Below are 19915 nucleotides of genomic sequence, written 5' to 3' on the forward strand. Positions count from 1 at the left end.
CGCCCGACTCAGCGGGTCGCGCCGCGCGTGACGTCTTCCAGCGCGGTGCCGTCGCCCAGCTGCTGACGCGTGATCACGCTGAACGAACCGTCGGTTTCCAGCACCACGGCGGCCACCTGGGCGATGTCTCCGACGCCCTGCGATCGGACCGCCTGGCGGATCTCGTTGTCGGTGACCCGTTGCCGGCGCATCGACGCGGTGAGCAGCTCACCGTCGCGCAGCAGCAGCGTCGGAGTGGACTTCAGCGCCGACCGCAGCGGTGCCCACCGCACCGACAGCCAGGTCGCGGCGAACTGGAGAGCCACCAACAGGATCAACGCCGCCGCGCCTTCGGCGAACGAGACGTCGCCGGAGAGCAGGATGGTCGCCAGGGTGGAGCCGAGCGCGACCGTGACGACCAGGTCGAAGGCGTTCATCTTCGCCAGGGTCCGTTTGCCGGACACCCTGAGCACGCCGACGAGAAGGACATAGGTCAGGACACCGACGGCGGTAACTCGCCACAGGTCTCGCGGGTCGTCGAGTAACATGCCGCTCGGATACCCGAGACGGCTCCCCGCTACCCCGGCGACCGGCTCACCGGCCGGACTCCTGGGCCGATGATTCGCCGCGACGGCGATCGGGTAGCGATGGCGGTCATGGGATCTGATCGGACGAAAACGGCTCGGCTGTGCGCACCGTCACCGGGTCACCCACGAAGAGGTGGCGGTGTGCTGCGGTGACCGGCTCCGTCTGGCCGCTCGGTCCGAGCGTCGCCGCACTCGTGGTCGCCCTGGTCATCATCGTGGCCGCCGGCAAGTCGCTGGCCACGACCGCTGACACCCTGGCCGACCGGACCGGCATGGGCGAAGCGGTCGCCGGCGCGCTGTTGCTCGGCGCGGTCACCTCGCTGCCCGGGATCGCCACCACGGCGCTCGGCGCGTGGCAGGGCGACGCCCAGTTCGCCATCGCCAACCCGATCGGTGGGATCGCCGTACAGACGGTCTGGCTGGCCATCGCCGACCTGCTCTACCGCCGGTCCAACATCGAGCACGCCGCCGCCTCGCTGGAGAACATCATGCAGGCGTTGGTGCTGGTGGCGCTGCTCTGCCTGCCGATCGTCGCCTACGCCACCCCCACCCTCACCGTCGGCTGGATCCATCCGGTGAGTCTGCTCATCCCGGTGTTCTATCTCTACGGGCTGTACCTGGTGCGGCGGCTGCGCGACAACCCGATGTGGCGGGCCGAGCAGACGCCCGACACCCGTCAGGACGTGCCGGACGAGGCCAACGGCGAATCCGAGGGCGGGCCGAGCACCCGCCGGCTGTGGCTGCGGCTGGCCGCGCTCGCCGTCCTGGTCGGTGGCACCGGTTTCCTCATCGGGCAGGGCGGGCTCGGGGTGATCGCGGCGACCGGGCTGCCCAGCGGCTTCGTCGGCTTCACCATCACCACCGCGATCACGTCACTGCCCGAGTTGGTCACCTTGATCGCGGCCGTACGCATCGGCGCGTTGACCCTCGGAATCGGCAACATCCTCGGCGGCAACGCCTTCGACTCGCTGATGATCTTCCTTGCCGACGCCACGTATCGGCCCGGCTCCGTCTATTCCGACGCCGCCAGCGCCGGACTTCTGCTGGCCGGGTCCACCGCCCTGATGACGGTCACCCTCGCCGCCGGGCTGATCATGCGGGAACGCCGGGGCGTCGGGTTCGAAGGCGTCGCCATTCCAGTGATCTATCTGGCCGCCGTCGTGCTGCTGCTGATCCGGGTGGCCTGACAGCGGTCCACGTCAGCGCCGCCGCAGCGCCGGCTCGGTCAGCGCCGGCGCAGCGCCGGCTCGGTCAGCGCCGGCGGCTGGTAGCCGGCGTCGACCGGATTCACGTTGCTCCCCGGCGGCACCAGTTCGTCGATCCGGTCCAGCACGTCGCCCGGCAGGGTCGGCAGGTCACCGGCACCGAGCTGGCTGCGCAACTGCGGCAGCGTACGCGGGCCGATGATCGCGGACGTGATGGCCGGATGGCTGAGGACGAAGCCCAGCGCCAGCTCGATCAGGGTCAGCCCGGCCTGCGTCGCCAGCGTGTCCAGCTCGCCGACGACGTCCAGTTTGCGCTGGCGGGCGGCGGCGTCGCGGAAGTCGAAGTGGTCGCCGTTGCGCCCGGCCCGCGAGTCGTCCGGCACGTCCGCCGAGCGGTACTTGCCGGTCAGCCAGCCACCGTTGAGCGGGCTGAACGCGAGCACCCCGAGCCGGTGCCGCTGGCAGGTCGGCAGCACGCCGGCCTCCACCCCCCGAGCCATGATCGAGTACGGCAGCTGCTCGGTGGTGAACCGCTCCCGCTGCCGCCGCCGCGCCACCCACTGCGCCTCGACGATCTCCTCCGCCGGGAACGCCGAGCTGCCGATCATCAGCACCTTGCCCTCCCGTACCAGATCGGACAGGGCACCCAGGGTTTCGTCGACGTCGGTGTCCGGCGCCGGCCGGTGCACCTGGTAGAGGTCGATCCGGTCGGTGCCGAGCCGCCGCAGGCTGCCCTCGACGGCCTGGCGGATCCAGCGCCGCGAGTTGCCGCGTCGGTTACGGTCGTCGCCCATCGGCTCGTGGAACTTCGTCGCCAGCACCACGTCTTCGCGGCGACCACGCAGCGCCCGGCCGACGATCTCCTCCGACTCGCCGTGCGCGTAGACGTCGGCGACGTCGACGACGTTGATCCCGGCGTCGAGCGCTTCGTCGACGATCCGGTGGCATTCGGCCTCGTCAGTATTGCCCCAGGCGCCGAACATCATGGTGCCGAGGCAGAGCGTGCTGACCTCGACTCCGGTGGCACCCAGCTTGCGATAGCGCATGACGACGACCTTCCCGATCCGGTGCCGACCACACCGGCACGGATGCCACGCTCGCACGCGGGGTACGTCGCCGGCACCGTACCGCCGGATCGAAGCACGGTCGCCGGGTTTGTGTCCCCGGCACATGGCCGCCGGCTACCGTGCTGAATAGCCTGGTAGACGCGGTAGTACAGACTTTTCGGCAACTGGAGGTTCCTGTGGCGACCGGCCTGACCCACGCCCGATGGACGCACGTGGCACTGCCCACCGGCGACCTCGACAAGGCCATCTCGTTCTACACCTCGCTCACCCCGCTGGTGGTGGTCGAGCGGTTCGCCGACGCCGACGGTGAAAGCGTCTGGCTCTCCAACGACAAGCAGGTCGAGACGCCGTTCGTGCTGGTGCTGGTGTCGTTCAACAAGGACAAGGGCGGCCAGCTCGGGCTGCTGCACCCGTTCGCGCACATCGGCATCGAGGTGCCGAACCGCTCCGACGTCGACGAGATCGCCGATCGCGCCCGCGAGCTGGGCTGCCTGCACTGGGAGCCCCGGCAGATGCCGCCGCCGGTCGGCTACATCTGCGCGTTGAAGGACCCGGACGGCAACGTCATCGAGATCTCCCACGACCAGCAGGTGTTCGACACCGTACGGCGGCTGTGGGCCTGACCGACGAGCGCACCCGCGAGGCGGTGCTGCGCTACCTGGCCGCGCTCAACGCGCGGGACGCCGACGCGGTCGCCGGCTGCGTCAGCGTCGGCTTCGTCAACGAGCACACCGCCGCGTTGGGGCGTACCGTCACCGGCCGGGCCACGTACCGGGCCCGACTGGACGGGTTCCTGGCCGAGTTTGCCGACCTGCGCTACGAGGTCGAGGAGCTGCTGGTCGACGCCGACCGGGCGGCGGTGGCGTACCGGATGTCGTTCCGGCTGGTGTCGGCCGGCAAGGCACCGGTACGCATCCGGGGCATGTTCCGCTTCCGGGTGGACGTCGACGGGCTGATCGCGCATCGGGTCGACTACTGGGACAGCGCCGAGGTGCACCGGCAGATCGCCGCCGCCAGCTGATCCCGGCCCGGGGGTGGGTAGAGTGGCGCCGTGGTGGTCACGGGGCGACCGGCGAGCGCGACCGACGAGGTGACCGGCGACGGGCCGGCCATCCAGACGGTGCAGCGCGCCGCGACGATCCTGCGGGCGTTCACCGTCGAGCGACCCCGGCTCACCCTGGCCGAGCTCACCGCTGATCTGGCCATCAGCCGGGCCACCGCGCACCGGTACGCGCGGGCGTTGCGGGCCGCCAACCTGTTGCGCTTCGACGTCGCTACCGCCACCTACACTCTCGGCCCGCAGATCCTGGCGATGGAGGCGGCGGCCCGCGCCGCGCTGCCGATCGTCACCGCAGCCGAGCCTTATCTTGATCGGCTGACCCGGGCGACCAATCTGACGTCGGTGCTCAGCGTCTGGAACGGCGAGGCGCCGACGGTGGTCCGCTGCATGGACAACACCAGCGGCGACGTCCGGCTCAGCGTCCGTACCGGCTCGCCGTTGGACCTGACCCGGTCGGCGCAGGGCCGGGTCTTCTGCGCGTTCCTGCCGCCGGGGGAGAACCCGGTGGTGGCCCGGCAGTTGCGGTTGTCGGCCGCGCTGCGGGAGGTGGTCGCGCAGGTCCGCCGGGACGGCGTCGCGGTCAACTCGCCGGAGGATTTCGGGGTACGGGTGATCGCCGCCCCGGTGTTCGAACGGACCCAGGTGGTGGCCGCGCTCGCGGTGCTGGGCACCAGTGTGGCGTTGGGCGGCGCGGCGGAGACCGCCGCGGCGGACACGCTGCGGCGGTTGTCCGGTGAGCTGTCCGAGGCGCTCGGCGCGATCGCCGGTTAGCTGGCGCGACATCCGGTCAGCGGCTGCCGTTGCCGTTGCCGCCCTGACCCCGGCCGCTGCCCTGGCTCCGGCCGTTGCCGTTGCCGTCCGGACCGCCGGCGACGCTGCCCAGCTCGGCGGTGACCACGCCGGCGGTCCGTTGCAGGGCGGCGGCCAGCGGGCTGTCCGTACCCTCCGGCACCGACGTGGTGGTGCCGACGATCGCCATCGCGGCGATCAGCGTCTGGCCCCGGAAGATCGGCGCGGCGATGCTGCGGACCCCGTTGACCGACGGGGTGTTGGCGGAAATGCCGGTCCGCCGGATCTTGTCGACCTCGTGGCGCAGCTCGGCCGAGGCGGCCAGGTCGGCGGCGAGTCCGGGTACGTCGTCGGCCGGCAGGAAGGCGCAGAAGACCCGGCCCTGGGCGGATTCGGTGCGCGACAGCCGGGAGCCGGTGCGGACGCTGACCCGGATCACCCGGTCGGTGTTGTCGTCGGCGCGGACCACCACCGCCGTGTCGCCGTCCCAGACGCTGAGCACCACGGTTTCGTCGACCTCGCGGACCAGCTGCTGCATGTGCGGCCCGGCGATGCTGATCACCGGCATCGCGGCGCGGGCGGCGGCGGACAGGGTGAGGATCTGCGGGCCGAGGGAGTAGAGGCCCTCTCGTTCGTCGTAGCGCAGCAGGTTGCTCTCCCGCAGCGCTTTGGTGTAGCGGTGCGCGGTGGCCTTGCTGGTGCCGAGGCTGGCTGTCAGCTCGTTGAGGCTCAGCCGGGGGCGGGCGGCGGTGAACGCGTTGAGGATCACCGCGGCGCGCTGCACGGTCTGGATCGCCGGCGTGCTCGGCTCGACCGCCGCCGAAGGGCTCGGCTCGACCGAGGGGCTGTCATCCGCCATCTGGCTTTCCTAACGGGAGGCGGGGCACGCACGGCGGGCGAAGCGTCGGGTGGAGCGTCGAGGATGCCGTAACGTGCGCGGAGAATGAGACAGCATCATGGCATACGGTACCTTACGTTGTCGATGAGCCCGAGTGCCGTACCGCCACATCGGCGTAGAGGTCGGCGAACCGGACCAGATCCGCGACGGCGTACCGGTCGAGCCGTGGGTCGTCCGGGTCCGGCCCGCGTGACGGCGGTCCCAGCCGTACCGTGGGCACCCCGCGACCGCGCAACACCACCCCGTCGGTCGACCCGGTCCAGCCGGTGACCGGGCGGGGCGGCTCGCCGTGGGCGGCCGTCCAGGCGGCGTACGCGTGTCGGGCGATCGGCGCGTCGGCGGCGGTGGCGGCGGCCGGGTGGACCAGCCGGCCGTCGACGGTCACCGGGCAGTCCCGCAGCGGCGTACCGGCCAGCGTCTCGTCGAGCACCGCCCGAAGCCGGGCGCGGATCTCGCCTGGATCGTCACCGGGCACGGTCACCAGGTAGAGGTGCAGCTCCAGCCGGCCCGGGAGCAGATCCGGCTTGCCGGGCGAGCCGGCGGCCACCGCGCCGATGCCGACTTCGGCGCCGACCGGCGCCGCCGGGTCGGTCCGACGGTCTGCCAGATGCCGTCGCCGGAACTCTTCCAGCGCGGCGATCACGGTGCCGAGGTGGGCGATCAGACCCCCCGGCGGTACGGCGGACTCACGGGCCAGCGCCGGATGGAAGCTGCTGGTCAGCCGTACCCGCAGGAACATCGCCCCGGGTTCGGCGGTGAGCACGCCGGCCGGGCCGGTCTTGGCCACCACCGCGGCGGCCGGCGGCGGGTGCCGGTCCAGGTGGTGGGTCACGCCGCTGGGGGTGAGGCCGGACGGGTGGTGCCGGTGGGTGCCGGCGGCGGCCAGCAGCAGGGTCAGCCGGTGGGGACGGCCGGTGGCGCGGAGTCGGTCGGCGGCGAGGGTGAAGCCGACGAGGGCCGACGCGGCGGCGGCCCGGGCAACGCCGAGGCCGAAGCCGGTGACCAGTGCGGCGTCGTCCGGGGCGGTGGCCTGGCGCAGACCGGCGAGTTCGGCCCGGGACCCGGTGACCGGCTCGTCGGCGTCGGGGTCGCCGGTGAGCGAGGTGTCGAGGTGGGAGTAGATCAGCAGTTCCGGCGCGTCACCGAGGTGTGCGGTGGCGAGCAGGTTCGCGGCGTTTGGGGCCTCGGCGGTGGCGGGTAGCGGATCGACCCGCCAGGTGGATCCGGGCCAGCGGTCCGCCGCCCAGGCGGCGACCCGCTCGGCGGTGGGCCGTTCCCGCCCGTACGGGGTCGGTCCGGCGGTCAGCACCGTCAGCGCGTCGACGATCCGCTCCGGCGCGGCGACGCTCCGGCGCGGCGCGATGGCGGTCCGCTCCGGCTCCGTGCTCGTCGAGTCCTCGCTCATCGCCTCATCCCACCAGTCTGGGTGACAGTTATACAAGATGACATCTCGCATGTTGACATAGCCGGGGCATGGTCTCTAGCGTGACGGGACATCAAGAGGTCACCCGCCCGTCTCGATAAGCGCAGGTCGCAGGGGGGTCAGGCCTAGGCAGGCCGGACGACGGCCGACTGCGACGCAGGAGGACCGATGACCTACGTGGTCACCGACGAATGTGTGGACGTGCAGGACCGCTCGTGCGTCGAGGAATGCCCCGTGGACTGCATCTACGAGGGCGACCGGATGATGTACATCAACCCGGACGAGTGCGTCGACTGCGGCCGCTGCGAACCGGTCTGCCCGGTCACCTCGATCTTCCACCTGGACGACCTGCCCGCCGACCAGGCCCACTTCGGCCCGATCAACGCCGAGTTCTTCACTGAGATCGGCACCCCCGGCGGGGCTCGCAAGATCGGCCGGGTCGGCCACGACCACCCGGCCGTCGGCGGGAGCGCCGGCTGATGACCGTCGAGCACGACGTCGACCTCGCCATCGTCGGCGCCGGCCCGACCGGGCTCTACGCCGCCTACTACGCCGGCTTCCGAGGCATGACCGTAGCGATCGTCGACTCCCTGCCCGAACCCGGTGGGCAGATCGCCGCCCTCTACCCGGAGAAAGACATCTTCGACATCGCCGGCCTGCCGGCGATCAAAGGACAGCAGCTCGTCGACGCCCTGCTCACCCAGGCCGCCACCGCCAAACCCGCCTTCGTGCTGGGCGAGAGCGCCGTGGAGCTGACCAACGCCGACGACCACGTCCGGATCGGCACCGATGCCGGCAGCCAGGTCCGCGCCAAAGCGGCCCTGCTGACCGCCGGCATCGGCACGTTCACCCCCCGCGAGCTGCCGGTCGGCTCCGACTACCTCGGTCGCGGACTGCGCTACTTCGTGCCCCGGCTGGAGGAACTAGCCGGCCAGGACGTCGTGGTCGTCGGCGGCGGCGACTCCGCCGTCGACTGGGCGCTGGCCTTGGAGCCGTACGCCACCAGCGTCACCCTGGTGCACCGCCGGCCGCAGTTCCGCGCCCACGAACGCAGCGTCGAGCAACTGCACGCCTCGACCGTGCGAATCGTCACCCCGTACGAGGTCAGTGGCATCGCCGGCGACCCGCAGCTGACCTCGGTCACCATCAGTGAGGTACGCGGTGACGGGCGCGAGGAACTGCCCGCTCAGGCGGTGGTCGCCGCCCTCGGCTTCATCGCCGACCTCGGCCCGATGCAACAGTGGGGGCTGGAGATGACCAACCGGCACATCGCCGTCGACCGGTCGATGCGGACCAACCTGCCCCGGGTCTTCGCCGCCGGCGACGTCACCGACTACCCCGGCAAGGTACGGCTGATCTCGGTCGGCTTCGGCGAGGCCGCCGCCGCCGTGAACAACCTGGCGCCACTTGTCGACCCGGCGTTGAGCACCGTTCCCGGCCACTCCTCGGACGCCGCGTGAGCGCCCCGGCCGCCGACGCCCGGCGCAACCCTGACAGCGTCCCGGCCGCCGACGCCCGGCGCACCCCCGACAGCGCCCCGAACGCCGACGCCGAGGCGGCGGCCGGGCCTCATCTGCTCGCCACCCGGCGCGGCCTGGCCCGGGTCTGCGGCGACGGCACCGCCGAACTGCTCGACCTGCCGTACCGGGACGTGGCCGAGCTGCTGCGGGCCGGTGCCGGGCTCGCTCCGGCCGCCGCCGCGCCGGCCCGCGACCGGCTGCCGCTGGACACCATCACCGCCGAGCTGGTCGCCCCGCTGGGCAGCACCCGGGCGGTCTGGGGAGTCGGCCTCAACTACCACTGCAAGGCCCGGGTCGCCGGCCGGGCCGCCCCCACCGAACCGGTGCTCTACCTCAAGTCGGCCAGCGCCGGCTCCGGCCCGGACGCCACCGTCGCGCTGCCCGACTCGGTCAGCGCCCAACCCGACTACGAGGGCGAGATCGCCCTGGTCATCGGGGCACGGATGCACCGTACGCCGGCCGAACAGGCCTGGTCGCACGTTGCCGCGATCACCGCCGCCAACGACCTGACCGCCCGGGACGTGATGGCCGCCTCGGCCAACCCGACGCTGGCCAAGAGCTTCCCCGGGTACGGCGCGCTCGGTGCCTCGGTGCTCGACATCGCCGCCGTCGCCGACCGCGACGCCATCCCGGTACGGACCACGGTCAACGGCGAGGTACGCCAGGACGCCACCAGCGCCGACCTGATCTTCCCGGTGCCGCAGCTGCTCGCCTGGATCACCCGGTACGTGATCCTGGAACCGGGCGACGTGGTGCTCACCGGCACCCCGGCCGGCACCGGCCAGGACCGGGGCTGCTTCCTGCGCCCGGGTGACCTGGTCGAGGTCTCGGTCGGCGGGGTGCTGCCCCTGCGTACCCGGTTCCGCGCCGAATCGTCCGCCGACCAGCCCGACGGGAGATCCCACGCGGTGCCGCCGTCCGCTCCTTCGCACAGAAAGTCCGCTGACCGATGACTGACAACGCTCCCCGCTACGACCTGGTGCTGGCCGGTGGTGAGGTGTTCGACGCCGCCACCGGGGCCAGCCAGATCGCCGACGTCGCGGTGACCGGCGACCGGATCGCCCGGATCGCTCCCGGCCTCGCCACCGACGCCCGCGAGGTGATCGACTGCGCCGGCCGGTACGTGCTGCCCGGCCTGGTCGAGGGGCACACCCACATCTTCGCCGAGGTGTCCAAGGTGGGTGCCCCGCCGGACGAGGCGCACCTGCACCGGGGTGTCGTCGCCGCCTGCGACGCCGGCACCGTCGGTGCCTCCACCTTCGCCGCCTTCGAACGCTACGTGGCCGCCCCGGCGCGGATGCGGCTGGTCAACTTCCTCAACGTCAGCGTGCTCGGGCTGATCGACTTCCGGTTCGGCGAGCTGATGAACCCGGACACCCTGGTGATCGAGGACGCCCTGGCGGTCGCCGCCGACAACCCGCACCGGGTCCGGGGCTTCAAGATCCGGCTCTCCGAGGACGTCGTCGGGCACCACTGGCGGCCACTGCTCAAACGCTCCCTGGAGCTGTCCGCCGACGCCGACCTGCCGCTGATGATCCACATCGGGGAGACCCCGGAGCCGCTGCCGGCCGTGCTGGAGATGCTGCGTCCCGGCGACGTCGTCGCGCACTGCTATACCGGCAAGCCGTACGGCATCATGGCCGACGGCAGGGTGCTGCCCGAGGTGTACGCGGCCCGCGACCGCGGCGTGCTGTTCGAGTCGGCGCACGGCAAGAGCAACCTGAGCTTCACGGTCGCCGAGCCGGCGATCGCGCAGGGCTTCTACCCCGACGTGATCACCTCCGACACCTCGGCCCGCAACTGGCGCGGCCCGGTGTTCGACCTGGTCACCAGCATGGCCAAGCTGCGGGCACTGGGCATGACCATGGCGCAGATCGTGCCCCGGGTGACCAGCGCCCCGGCCCGGCTGACCGGCCTGGACGCCGAAGGCTACGGCAGCCTGGTCGAAGGCGGCCCGGCACACGTCACGGTGCTCGCCGACGCCGACGAGGCGGTGCTGCCCGACGCGGCCGGCAACCAGATCACCGCGCCCCGGCTGGAGCCGGACGTGGTGCTGCTCGCCGGTGAGCGGGTGCCGACCGTACCGTGGCGCGGCCTGCCCGCCGGCCAGGCGGGCGCTACCGGCCGGGCCGGCTGAGGTCGGACACTGATGGGTACCGGCACCGGGGTGCACACCGGCCGGGCCGCGCTGCGCGAGCGGCTGCGGCGCGGCCGGCGGGTGGTGGGCACGTTCTGCAAGCTGCCCGGCACCGACGCGATCGAGCTGGCAGCCCAGGCCGGTCTCGACTTCGTCGTGGTCGACCTGGAGCATTCCGGGTTGGACGAGCGGACCGCCGCCGGGCAGCTGCGGCACGCCGCGCTGCTCGGCCTGCCGGCCCTGGTACGGCTGGCTGCCGTCGATACGGCGCAGGTCAACCGGCTGCTGGAGGCCGGCGCGGCCGGGGTGCAGCTGTCCACCGTACGCGGTCGGGCGCAGGTCGCCGCGCTGCACGCCGCCGTCCGGTATGCCCCCGCCGGTCGGCGCAGCATCAGCCTGGCCCACCCGGCCGCCGGGTACGGGGCCACCGGCCTGGACGCCTACCTGGCCGCCGAAGCCGCCGACCCGCCGCTGCTGGTCGCCCAGATCGAGACCGCCGACACCGACGACCCGCTGTCCGACCTGCTGACCGGCGCCCACGGCGCGCCCGGCGTCGACGTGGCCTTCGCCGGCACCACCGACCTGGCGGTCAGCCTCGGCCTGGCCACCACCGACGACCCGGCACCGCTGCTGCGCCGGGTCGGTGAGATCACCGACGCCGCCCGCGCCGCCGGTGTCACCCTGGGCGGGTGGGTGCCGGGCCGCGCCGACGACACCCTGCGGCGGTACGGGCTGACCAGCGCCACCTACCTGGTCGCCGGCTCCGACCTGCAACTGCTCGGTGCCGGACTGCGCCAACTCGCCACCGACAGCTGAGGCCACCGACGACTGAACCAGCCCCTCGAAGGGAGTCCGGACGTGCTGAACCCGCTGCTCTACCGCACCTCGGTCAACTGGGACGACATCCCGGCCACGCAGGTGCGTCCCGGCGTGCGACGCAAGGTGTACGCCACCGACGAGGTGGTGCTCGCCTGGCACGAACTCGCCGTCGGCATGACGCTCAACCCGCACACGCACGACGACTTCGACCAACTGGTGATGATCCTCGGCGGCCGGTGCAACTACTACGTCGACGGGGTGCCGCACGACCTGGGCGCGGGTGCGATGCTGCTGGTGCCGCGCGGCGCCGAGCACTACGTCGAGCCGACCGAGGGTCCGTGTATCAACCTGGACGTGTTCGCCCCGCCGCGCGCCGATTTCCTGGCGCACGCCTGGCGTCCCACCGCGCAGGGCTGAGCGGCCGCGATGACCGACATCGTGGTGGTGGGCAGCCTCAACGTCGACGTGGTGGTGCCCCTCGACCGTCTGCCCGACCCCGGGCAGACGGTGCTCAGCGCCGCCGACCATTCCCGGGCCGGTGGCGGCAAGGGCGCCAACCAGGCGGTGGCCGCCGCCCGGTTGGGCCGTTCGGTGGCGATGGTCGGCGCGGTCGGTGACGACCCCGAGGGAGAGTGGCTGACCGGGCTGCTGGCCGCCGAAGGCGTCGACACCTCGCCGGTGCTGCGCGCGCCCCGCCCCACCGGGCAGGCGATCGTCCTGGTCACCGCCGACGGCGACAGCACCATCGCGGTCAGCTCCGGGGCCAACATGTGGCTCGCACCGGAGCATCTGCGGCCGTACGCCGACCTGATAGGTGCCGCTGCCGCCGTACTGCTGCAGCAGGAGATCGACGCGACGGTGGTGGACGCGGCGGTGGCCGCCGCCCAGGGCCTGGTCGTGGTGAATCCGGCACCGGCCCGACCGATCGACGCGGCGACCCTGGCCAGGGTCGACGTGCTGGTGCCCAACCGGGGCGAACTGGCGGCGCTGGCCGGTGCGGCCGTGCCGGCCGGCGGCGGGACCGACGTCACCGGCGAGGTCGCCGCGCTGGCCGCGATGGCCCGGGCGCTGGGCACCCGGGGGCCGGTGGTGGTGACCCTCGGCGCAGACGGCGCTCTGGTGGTGACCGCCGACCGGGAGCAGTTGGTGCCGGCCGAGCAGGTCGACGCGGTGGACGCCACCGGGGCGGGGGACACGTTCTGCGCGGCGTTGGCCGACGCGTTGCTCGACGGGGCGTCGATCGAGGTCGCGGCCGGCTGGGCGTCCCGGGCGGCGGCGGTGACGGTGACCCGGCCCGGCGCGATGGCCAGTGCCCCGCGCCGGCCCGAGGTGCTCGCCGTCGGCTAGGTGGTCAAATCTGGTCGGTCGTCGGTGGCCCGTCGTCGGTGGCTGCCACGGGGCGGACGGCATAGCGCGACGATGACTGTCGCGGCGGCGGCGACGAGGATCGTCGGGGCGAGGAGCAGCAGTCCTTCGTCGCCGGGGACCGTCCACGACCAGATCGGTCCTTCGTGCAGGTGAACCCGGCTCGATCCGGCGGACCGAGACCTCGAACCAGCCGCCACCGGTCGGCTCCAGCGCCTGGTAGGCATTGGCGAAGGTCAGCAGCCAGCCGGCTTTCGTCGCGGTCAGGATCTCGGCCGTACGGCGGTCGGCGTGTCCCGGGTAGGAGACCGGGCCGAGTCGCCAGCCGGCGGCGGTCAGCCGCTCGGTCTCGGCGGCCAACCGGTCCAGCGCGGCGTAGAGCGTCGCGGCCAGCAGCCGCGTTTCACCCCCGGACAGCTTGGTGACCTGCTGAATAAACAAATGATTTGACTATCGTGCCAGTGGGTCGACCGCAACGAGCGCGTGCCGCCGGCCCACCACCCACAGGGTCAGGGCGAAGCAACTCAGCCCCACCCCGGCCAGCGACACCGCCGGCCAGCCGCCCGCCGACCAGAGGATCGCGGCAGCGGCCGAGCCGGCGGCGCCACCGAGGAAGTTCGCCGTCATGTACGCCGTGTTGAGCCGACTGCGTGCCTCATACGAGACGGCCAGCACCCGCAACTGGTTGAGAATCCCGTTCGCCTGCAACGCCGCGTCGAGCACGATCACCACGACGATCACCAGCAGGACGCTGCGCCCGGCGAAGAACGCCGTGATGAACGAGGCCAGCACCAGGACCCAGGCCGCGCCGGTCGCCGGCAGCGACCAGCCCAGGTCGTGCAGCCGGCCGCTGCGCTGCGCGGCGACCGCGCCGGCCAGCCCGGCGAGGCCGAACAGCCCGATCACCGACACCGGATAGTCGAACGGCGGACCACTGAGCAGGAACGTCAACGCCGTCCAGAACATGGTGAACGCGGCGAAGCCGGTGGCGGACAGCACCAACGTCCACCGGACCGAGCGGTCGCGGGCGACCACCACGGCGACGGACGCGATCAGCGCCGGGTACGCCAGCCGGGTCTTCGGCGCCAGCGACGGGATCGCCCGGTACATCACCACGGCGAAGCCGACCGCCACCACCGCCGCCAACAGGAAGATCGCCCGCCAGCCCGCGACGTCGGCGACCAGCCCGCTGATGGTCCGCGAGGCCAGGATGCCGGTCAGGATCCCGGCGACGACCGTACCGACCGCGCTGCCGCGCCGGGCGTCGTCGGCGAGATCGCTGGCGAGCGGGGTGAGCAACTGCCCCGAGACGGTCGCCACCCCGAGCACGCTGATCGCCACGAGCAGTACACCGAACGACGGCGCGAGCGCGCACAGCATCAGCGCGCCCGCCGCGCAGAGCATCAGCACCGGTACCAGCTTGCGCCGGTCGAGAAGGTCGCCCAGCGGCACCAGGAAGAGGATCCCGACCGCGTAGCCGATCTGGGTGGCGGTGACCAGTAGACCGGCGGTCGCGGTGGTGACGTCGAGGTCGGCGGCGATGAGGTCGAGCAGCGGCTGCGCCCAGTAGAGGTTGGCGACGGCGGCACCGGCGGCCACCGCGAACAGGAACGTCAGCCCCCGGCGCACGGCGTACCCGGGTCGTCGTCGAAACAGATCACGCCCGACCGTACGCCACGAGTGGATCAGATCAGCGTGACCGGGTTGGTGAGGGCGGCCAGCCGCCCGTCGGGGTGGCGCACCTCGACCCGGACGGTGGCCGTGGCACCGCCGGTGTCGAGTCGCTCGCCGGTGTCGGCGCTTCGGTCGCTGGTCGAGACGGTCAGCGACAGGTCGACGTCGGTCGAACCGGCGATCCAGCTGTGGCCGGCCGCGATGCCGGCCAGTAGCGCCTTCACCGTGTGCTCACCGGCGCGGACGACGGTGTGCGGAGTGCCGATCTGGCCGGCGAGGTGGGTCGAGCCCGCTCGTGGGGCCGGCTCCCGGCCTGGCGACGATCCGTCCGAGGTGGGCACAGGCCCACCCTAGTGAACGGTCGGCCACCCGTGAGAAACGGACTGAGCGTTACGGACTGAGCGTTCGCGGGCGGGCGGTGACGTGTCCGGGACCGATGTCCCGCCGGAGGCGAATGTCCCGCCGGGCGTGATCCCGTACGGGGATCATGATCCCCGTACGGGATCACGCCCGACAGCATTGGGTGCCAGGGGCAGGCCGTGGGCACACCACCTCAGATCTGGGTCGGGAAGTCGGCCTTGCGGATCATGCAGTGCACGCCCTTGACCGCGTCGACGACCTGACTGACCTCGAAGTCGGCGGCGGCGCTCAAGTACGCCAGGGCGGTGTCGCGGGGCATGCCCTGGGTCCGGGCCAGGAAGTCGACCGCTGCCCGGACCGCCCGGCGCATCGCCTCGTTCAGGTCGGCGTCGAGCCCGACCGGAATCCAGTGGGTCGCGGTCTCGGCCAGCGGGGCCTCACCGGCACCGACCAGCGTCGCGGCCTGCGCCGCCGGGATCACGGTCAGCCGTACGGTGGCCCGCAGCGGTGCTTCGAGGGCGGTCAACGCCACCTCGCCGTCGCCCTGCGCGTAGTGCGGGTCGCCGGCGTAGAAGCCGGCATCGGGCAGCTGGACCGGCAGGTAGAGTCGGGAGCCGACCTGTAGTTCGTTGATGTCCAGATTGCCGCCGTGCCCGCCGGGCGGCACCGAGTGCACCATGTCGTCGGTGTCGACGGCGACGCCCATCAGGCCGAGGAACGGCGCGAGCGGGAACCGGGCGGCCCGGCCCTCGCCGAACGGCAGGACGCCGTACAGCCGGCCGCCGCTGGAGACGACCTCGGTGAAGTGGCAGACGCTGCCGTACTCGCGGGGGTCGCTGTCCGCCCCGGTGTCGATCGGGGTGAGCGGGAACTCGCCGGGCAGCGCGCCGTAGCCGTGCCGGCTGCTGACGAAGCCGTACGGAGCGCGGATCGTCAGGTCGAGCACGTCGACGCGGAGCAGATCGCCGGGCTCGGCACCGTCGACGCTGATCGGGCCGGTGACCACGTGCGGGCCGTCGTCGTCGTAGTCGTGCGCGACGTCGGAGGCGGCCAGGTCACGGGCGTCGGTGAGGACCTGATCGGCCGGTACGTCGTACTGCTTGAGGTAGCCGACCGGGTCGCGGCCCTGGTCTTCGAGGATTCCTTCGTGGCTGAGGGTGTCGATGGTCACGGTCTCGCCGGATCGCACCCGCAGCACGGGGGCGTGGGTGCGGTTGGGTAGCCGACCCCACAGGCAGGTGTCGGGCGTGGTCGGCAGGTAGTGGGCACCGGCGATCGGGCCCTGGTGCGGCTGGAGCATGGCTTCCTCCGGGAGGGGTACGCGACCGGACGTTCGGTGGCGCGCGGCCGGGTCGGACGTTCGGAAGCGTTGCCGGTGAAACCGCCGCTGAATATTGCTGTCCTGTTAACAGTCGGTAACCCGCCTGTGGTGTATTCCCTGGTCTTGACAGGTGCGCTGCCTGGTAGCAGCATCGTAGGACGAGATGCTGTCTCGCATGACGTGGATCGGCCGAAGCGGGCAGAACCACTGAAACGGGCGGAACCGCCGAGCTCGGCGGACAGACGAGAAGAGGGCGGTGGGGTGATGACGCAGCAGACGCCGGTGCGACCGCTCGGCGGAGCCGACGGTGGCGCGCTGATCGACGAGGACTGGGAGGCGATGCGCTTCCGGGTGCACCGCTCGGCGTACCGCGATCCGGTCGTCTTCCGCGACGAGATCGCCCGCATCTGGGGACACACCTGGCTCTACCTCGGCCACGAGACCGAGATCCCCACGGCCGGCGACTTCAAGACCCGTACCCTCGGTGGTCGGCCGTTGATCTTCTGCCGCGACTCCGCCGGCGAGGTCAAGGTGTTCCTCAACGCCTGCACCCACCGCGGCACCATCCTGTGCCGGCACAACGAGGGCAACACCAAGTTCTTCCAGTGCTTCTACCACGCCTGGGCGTTCAGCAACTCCGGTGACCTGGCCGCGCTGCCCGGCGACGAGAGCTACCCCGACGACCCCGGCTTCCGTGAGTCGATGCGGCTGCGTGAGGTGCCCCGGCTGCAGATCCACGAGGGCTTCGTCTTCATCGCCTTCGACCCCGACGTGCCGGATCTGCTCACCCACCTCGGCCCGGCCGCCCACTACATGTCGCTCACCGCCAAGATCGGCCCGCATGGCATGCAGACCCTGCCCGGCGTGCAGCTCTACAGCGTCAAGGGAAACTGGAAGCTCGCCGTCGAGAACGCCATGGACGGCTACCACTTCGCACCCACCCACAACACCTTCGTCGGCTACCTGCGGGAGACCGGCTTCGCCGTCACCGACGACGACCAGTACGCCTACGACCTCGGTGGCGGCCACGGGCTGCTCGTGCTCACCGGACACAACGGCCGGATCGGCATGGTTTGGGAGCCGCGCTTCGGCGACGAGGAAAAGGCCCGTACGGTCGCCAAGCGCAACGAGATGATCGCCCGCCTCGGACCGGACCTCGCCGCCGAGATCTCCGACGCCAGCCGGATCCTCTTCGTCTTCCCCAACCTGCTGCTGTTCGACCTGGAAGCGCTGACCATCCGCCAGCTCGAACCGGTCGCCCCGGACCGCACCGACGTGCGGGCCTGGCAGTTCGTCGAGACCGGCGAGCCGGAGTCGGTGCGCGCGCTGCGGATCAAGACCATGGTCAGCTTCGTCGGACCGGGCGGCCTGGCCACCCCCGACGACATCGAGGCGTACGAGGCGGTGCAGCGCGGCATCGTCGCCACCGCCGACTCGGCCGACCCGGCCCACGACTGGTCCGACATGTCCCGTGGCATGGCCAACGAGAAGCAGGGCAACCAGGGCCGTTCGATCGACGAAGGCGCGATGCGCAGCTTCTGGCGGCACTGGGCCGACCGCCTCGGCGTGGCGACCGCCGTCGCCGGTGACCCACCGGCCGACCCCGGGGCCCCCGGCCCGTCCACCGTCTTCGCCACCGGATCCGCGCCGGCTGGCGAATCCGCCGCCACCAGCGGGAAGGAGTGACCCGATGTCCTCGACGACCAGCGGAGCAGTGGTCAGCGTCGGCCCCCGCGAGGTGACCCGGGCGCAGGTGGAGGACTTCCTCTACCGGGAGGCGCAGCTGCTCGACGAGTGGCGACTCGACGAGTGGTTCACCATGTTCGAGGAAGACGGCCGGATGGAGGTGCCGACCACCGACTGGGCCGGCTGGGACGCCACCACCGCCGGGTTCTTCGTCTGCGACGACTACGACCTGATCCGGGCCCGGGTCAAGCGGCTCAAGAGCCGCAAGGCGCACGCCGAGAACCCGCACTCGCGTACCCACCGGATGGTTTCCAACGTGATCCTGCTGGAGGCCGGCGCGGAGACCGTGTGGATCAGCGCCAACTTCCTCATCCACCGCTACCGCGACAACGGCGCCTACACCTACGTGGGCCGCTACGAGCACGTGCTCAAGGTCGACGACGACGGCGGGTTGCGGTTCCGGGTCCGCCGCTCCATCCCGGTGATGGAGTCGATGGACCCCGGTGCCCGACTCAGCTTCATCCTCTAGCCGGGGCCGCCGTCGTGATCACCCACATCCTCGCGTTCGCGTTCCGCGACGACCTGGAGCCCGGCGTCGCCGAGTCGGTCCTGGCCGAGCTGGACACCTTCCCGCAGAAGTATCCGGCGATGCGCAACTGGCGCAGCGGGGTCAACGTCAGCACCCGCGACACCACGATGACGCACGGCTTCGTCGTGGAGTTCGCCACCGAGCAGGACCTGCTCGACTACCTGCACAGCGAGTCGCACGAGCGGTTCGTCCGGGAACGCTGGCGTCCGGTCGTGCAACGCCAGGTCATCGTCAGCCTCCCCACCGCCGGGGACGCGTAACCATCATGAAGGGGTCGCAGATGTCCACCGAGGCCACCACCCGCCGTCGCGGGCCCTACGGCATGGAGTACGCCCGGATCGAGGTGCCGGATCTGGCCGCCTCCATCGAGTTCCTGCAGTACCACGTCGGGCTGCAGTTGGAGCAGCACGACGACGAGTACGCGTACCTCCGCGCCGACATCGAGCATCACAGCATCGAGCTGATCGCCGCACCGCAGCGCACCGAGTCGTGGACCACCGCGATCGGGTTCAGCGTCGAATCCGACGAGGTCCTGGACGACCTGCGGGAGCGGGTGGTCGCCGCCGGCCACGAGGTGCTCGAACTGCACGAGCGGATGAAGGGCCTGTGCCAGCGCGGGTTCGCCGTACGGGATCCCAACGGGCTGATCGTGGAACTGTTCACCGAGTTCGTCGAGTACGCCGAACCGCCGCTGATCGAGCTGCGCCCTGAGGATCTGGTGCACCCGTTCCTCGCCACCGACAAATATGAAGAGTCGCTCGACTTCTACACCAACGTCCTCGGTTTCCTACCGAGTGACTACGTCGGTGACGTGACCGTGTTCCTGCGCTGCGAGGACCGCTACCACCACAGCCTGGCGTTGCAGCGCAACAAGGAGTTCTACGTCGCGCATCTGTGTTTCAAGATGAAGAGCTTCGATCACGTGATGCGGGGTCGGGCGCGGGCGCAGTACAAGAAGGTGCCGATTGCCTCCGACCTGGTCAACCATTCGGCGTCGACGTCGATCGCGTTCTACATGCACGATCCTAGGCACGGGCCGCGCTACGAGCTGTGTGACCGGCACCGGGTGTTCACGCCGGAGGAGCACGCGACGCACCGGGCCCGCCGGATGGCCGTCGACCCGCGCAACATCGACGTGTGGCGGCCGGCCGCCGACGACTGGGGTCGTTTCTGACCGTCGCCGTACGCAAAACGTGAACGACCCTCGGGAATCACTCCCGGGGGTCGTTTTTCGCGTCGGTCGTCGCCGGACTGGGTGTCCGAGCAGCCCGGAGGTTACGGGCGATCCTTGATCCCGTGTCGTTGCCAATTCCATCGTCGTTCCTCACTGGGTCCCCCTTGGAGCAATCGTTCGAACGAGTTGTCCTTCCGCCCTGGACTGTTCGCCTCGATCGGCGGAGGATGACTACCGCCTGCAACCACCACACCAAGACACC

At 71.5% G+C, this 19915-nt stretch carries 22 protein-coding genes; 15 read left to right on the forward strand and 7 right to left on the reverse strand.

The genetic code is table 11. The features are described 5' to 3' along the window. Nucleotides 1-8: 8 nt before the first annotated feature. Nucleotides 9-527 (reverse strand): YetF domain-containing protein, encoded by a 519-nt coding sequence (locus O7632_RS11255; protein ID WP_278113796.1) that lies wholly within the window; start codon nt 525-527, stop codon nt 9-11. A 188-nt stretch (nt 528-715) separates the two neighbouring features. Here O7632_RS11255 and O7632_RS11260 point away from each other — a divergent pair, with 188 nt between their 5' ends. Next, a complete protein-coding gene (locus O7632_RS11260; RefSeq protein ID WP_278113798.1) occupies nt 716-1753 on the forward strand; it encodes a sodium:calcium symporter in 1038 nt (345 codons plus the stop codon). A gap of 38 nt (nt 1754-1791) precedes the next feature. On the opposite strand, the gene O7632_RS11265 is transcribed toward O7632_RS11260, so the two are convergent. Further along, entirely contained in the window at nt 1792-2817 is a 1026-nt protein-coding gene (locus tag O7632_RS11265; protein ID WP_278113800.1) for an aldo/keto reductase, read from the reverse strand. Nucleotides 2818-3014: 197 nt separating this feature from the next. Between O7632_RS11265 and O7632_RS11270 the strand changes: the two genes are divergently transcribed. The 3 genes from O7632_RS11270 to O7632_RS11280 are packed head-to-tail and all read left to right on the forward strand — an operon-like array spanning nt 3015 to nt 4669. Beyond that, nucleotides 3015-3461, forward strand: a complete 447-nt coding sequence (locus O7632_RS11270; protein ID WP_278113802.1) for a VOC family protein — start codon at nt 3015-3017, stop codon at nt 3459-3461. After that, nucleotides 3452-3859, forward strand: a complete 408-nt coding sequence (locus O7632_RS11275; protein WP_278113803.1) for a nuclear transport factor 2 family protein — start codon at nt 3452-3454, stop codon at nt 3857-3859. Before O7632_RS11270 ends, O7632_RS11275 begins: the two co-directional genes overlap by 10 nt. Before the next feature lie 30 nt (nt 3860-3889). Next, complete coding sequence (locus O7632_RS11280) at nt 3890-4669, forward strand: IclR family transcriptional regulator (RefSeq protein ID WP_278113804.1); 780 nt, start codon at nt 3890-3892, stop codon at nt 4667-4669. 16 nt (nt 4670-4685) lie between these two features. Here the strand turns inward: O7632_RS11280 and O7632_RS11285 are convergent, their stop codons facing one another. Continuing rightward, a complete protein-coding gene (locus tag O7632_RS11285) occupies nt 4686-5546 on the reverse strand; it encodes an IclR family transcriptional regulator (protein WP_278113806.1) in 861 nt (286 codons plus the stop codon). 112 nt (nt 5547-5658) lie between these two features. Further along, nucleotides 5659-6990 (reverse strand): hypothetical protein, encoded by a 1332-nt coding sequence (locus O7632_RS11290; RefSeq protein WP_278113808.1) that lies wholly within the window; start codon nt 6988-6990, stop codon nt 5659-5661. A gap of 186 nt (nt 6991-7176) precedes the next feature. Between O7632_RS11290 and fdxA the strand changes: the two genes are divergently transcribed. The 7 genes from fdxA to O7632_RS11325 are packed head-to-tail and all read left to right on the forward strand — an operon-like array spanning nt 7177 to nt 12831. Beyond that, a complete protein-coding gene (gene fdxA, locus O7632_RS11295) occupies nt 7177-7488 on the forward strand; it encodes a ferredoxin (protein ID WP_278113810.1) in 312 nt (103 codons plus the stop codon). Next, a complete protein-coding gene (locus tag O7632_RS11300) occupies nt 7488-8468 on the forward strand; it encodes an NAD(P)/FAD-dependent oxidoreductase (protein WP_278113812.1) in 981 nt (326 codons plus the stop codon). Before fdxA ends, O7632_RS11300 begins: the two co-directional genes overlap by 1 nt. After that, nucleotides 8465-9481, forward strand: coding sequence for a fumarylacetoacetate hydrolase family protein (locus O7632_RS11305; protein WP_278113814.1), 1017 nt, complete (start codon nt 8465-8467; stop codon nt 9479-9481). The genes O7632_RS11300 and O7632_RS11305 overlap by 4 nt, the downstream gene beginning before the upstream one ends. Continuing rightward, the gene (locus O7632_RS11310; protein ID WP_278113815.1) at nt 9478-10665 is read left to right on the forward strand and encodes a hypothetical protein; all 1188 of its coding nucleotides are present in this window, start codon (nt 9478-9480) and stop codon (nt 10663-10665) included. The genes O7632_RS11305 and O7632_RS11310 overlap by 4 nt, the downstream gene beginning before the upstream one ends. Nucleotides 10666-10677: 12 nt before the next feature. After that, nucleotides 10678-11481, forward strand: coding sequence for an aldolase/citrate lyase family protein (locus tag O7632_RS11315; RefSeq protein WP_278113817.1), 804 nt, complete (start codon nt 10678-10680; stop codon nt 11479-11481). A gap of 42 nt (nt 11482-11523) precedes the next feature. Then, on the forward strand, nt 11524-11901 hold the full coding sequence (locus tag O7632_RS11320; RefSeq protein ID WP_278113819.1) for a cupin domain-containing protein: 378 nt from the start codon (nt 11524-11526) through the stop codon (nt 11899-11901). 9 nt (nt 11902-11910) lie between these two features. Beyond that, on the forward strand, nt 11911-12831 hold the full coding sequence (locus O7632_RS11325; RefSeq protein WP_278113820.1) for a ribokinase: 921 nt from the start codon (nt 11911-11913) through the stop codon (nt 12829-12831). Nucleotides 12832-13299: 468 nt separating this feature from the next. Here O7632_RS11325 and O7632_RS11330 read toward each other — a convergent pair whose 3' ends face one another. From O7632_RS11330 to O7632_RS11340, 3 genes are all read right to left on the reverse strand, one after another. Then, entirely contained in the window at nt 13300-14478 is a 1179-nt protein-coding gene (locus O7632_RS11330; protein ID WP_278113822.1) for an MFS transporter, read from the reverse strand. A 56-nt stretch (nt 14479-14534) separates the two neighbouring features. Further along, nucleotides 14535-14864 (reverse strand): hypothetical protein, encoded by a 330-nt coding sequence (locus O7632_RS11335; protein ID WP_278113825.1) that lies wholly within the window; start codon nt 14862-14864, stop codon nt 14535-14537. A 212-nt stretch (nt 14865-15076) separates the two neighbouring features. After that, nucleotides 15077-16183, reverse strand: coding sequence for an acetamidase/formamidase family protein (locus O7632_RS11340; protein WP_278113826.1), 1107 nt, complete (start codon nt 16181-16183; stop codon nt 15077-15079). Between the two features lie 285 nt (nt 16184-16468). On the opposite strand from O7632_RS11340, the gene O7632_RS11345 reads away from it, so the two are divergent. The 4 genes from O7632_RS11345 to O7632_RS11360 are packed head-to-tail and all read left to right on the forward strand — an operon-like array spanning nt 16469 to nt 19653. Further along, nucleotides 16469-17890, forward strand: coding sequence for an aromatic ring-hydroxylating dioxygenase subunit alpha (locus tag O7632_RS11345; protein ID WP_278113828.1), 1422 nt, complete (start codon nt 16469-16471; stop codon nt 17888-17890). Nucleotides 17891-17894: 4 nt separating this feature from the next. Continuing rightward, entirely contained in the window at nt 17895-18419 is a 525-nt protein-coding gene (locus O7632_RS11350; RefSeq protein WP_278113830.1) for an aromatic-ring-hydroxylating dioxygenase subunit beta, read from the forward strand. 14 nt (nt 18420-18433) lie between these two features. Beyond that, entirely contained in the window at nt 18434-18739 is a 306-nt protein-coding gene (locus tag O7632_RS11355) for a Dabb family protein (RefSeq protein WP_278113832.1), read from the forward strand. A 20-nt stretch (nt 18740-18759) separates the two neighbouring features. After that, a complete protein-coding gene (locus O7632_RS11360) occupies nt 18760-19653 on the forward strand; it encodes a VOC family protein (protein WP_278113833.1) in 894 nt (297 codons plus the stop codon). The last annotated feature ends 262 nt before the right edge of the window (nt 19654-19915 follow it).

This window comes from Solwaraspora sp. WMMD406, from assembly GCF_029626025.1.
GTDB lineage: Bacteria > Actinomycetota > Actinomycetes > Mycobacteriales > Micromonosporaceae > Micromonospora_E.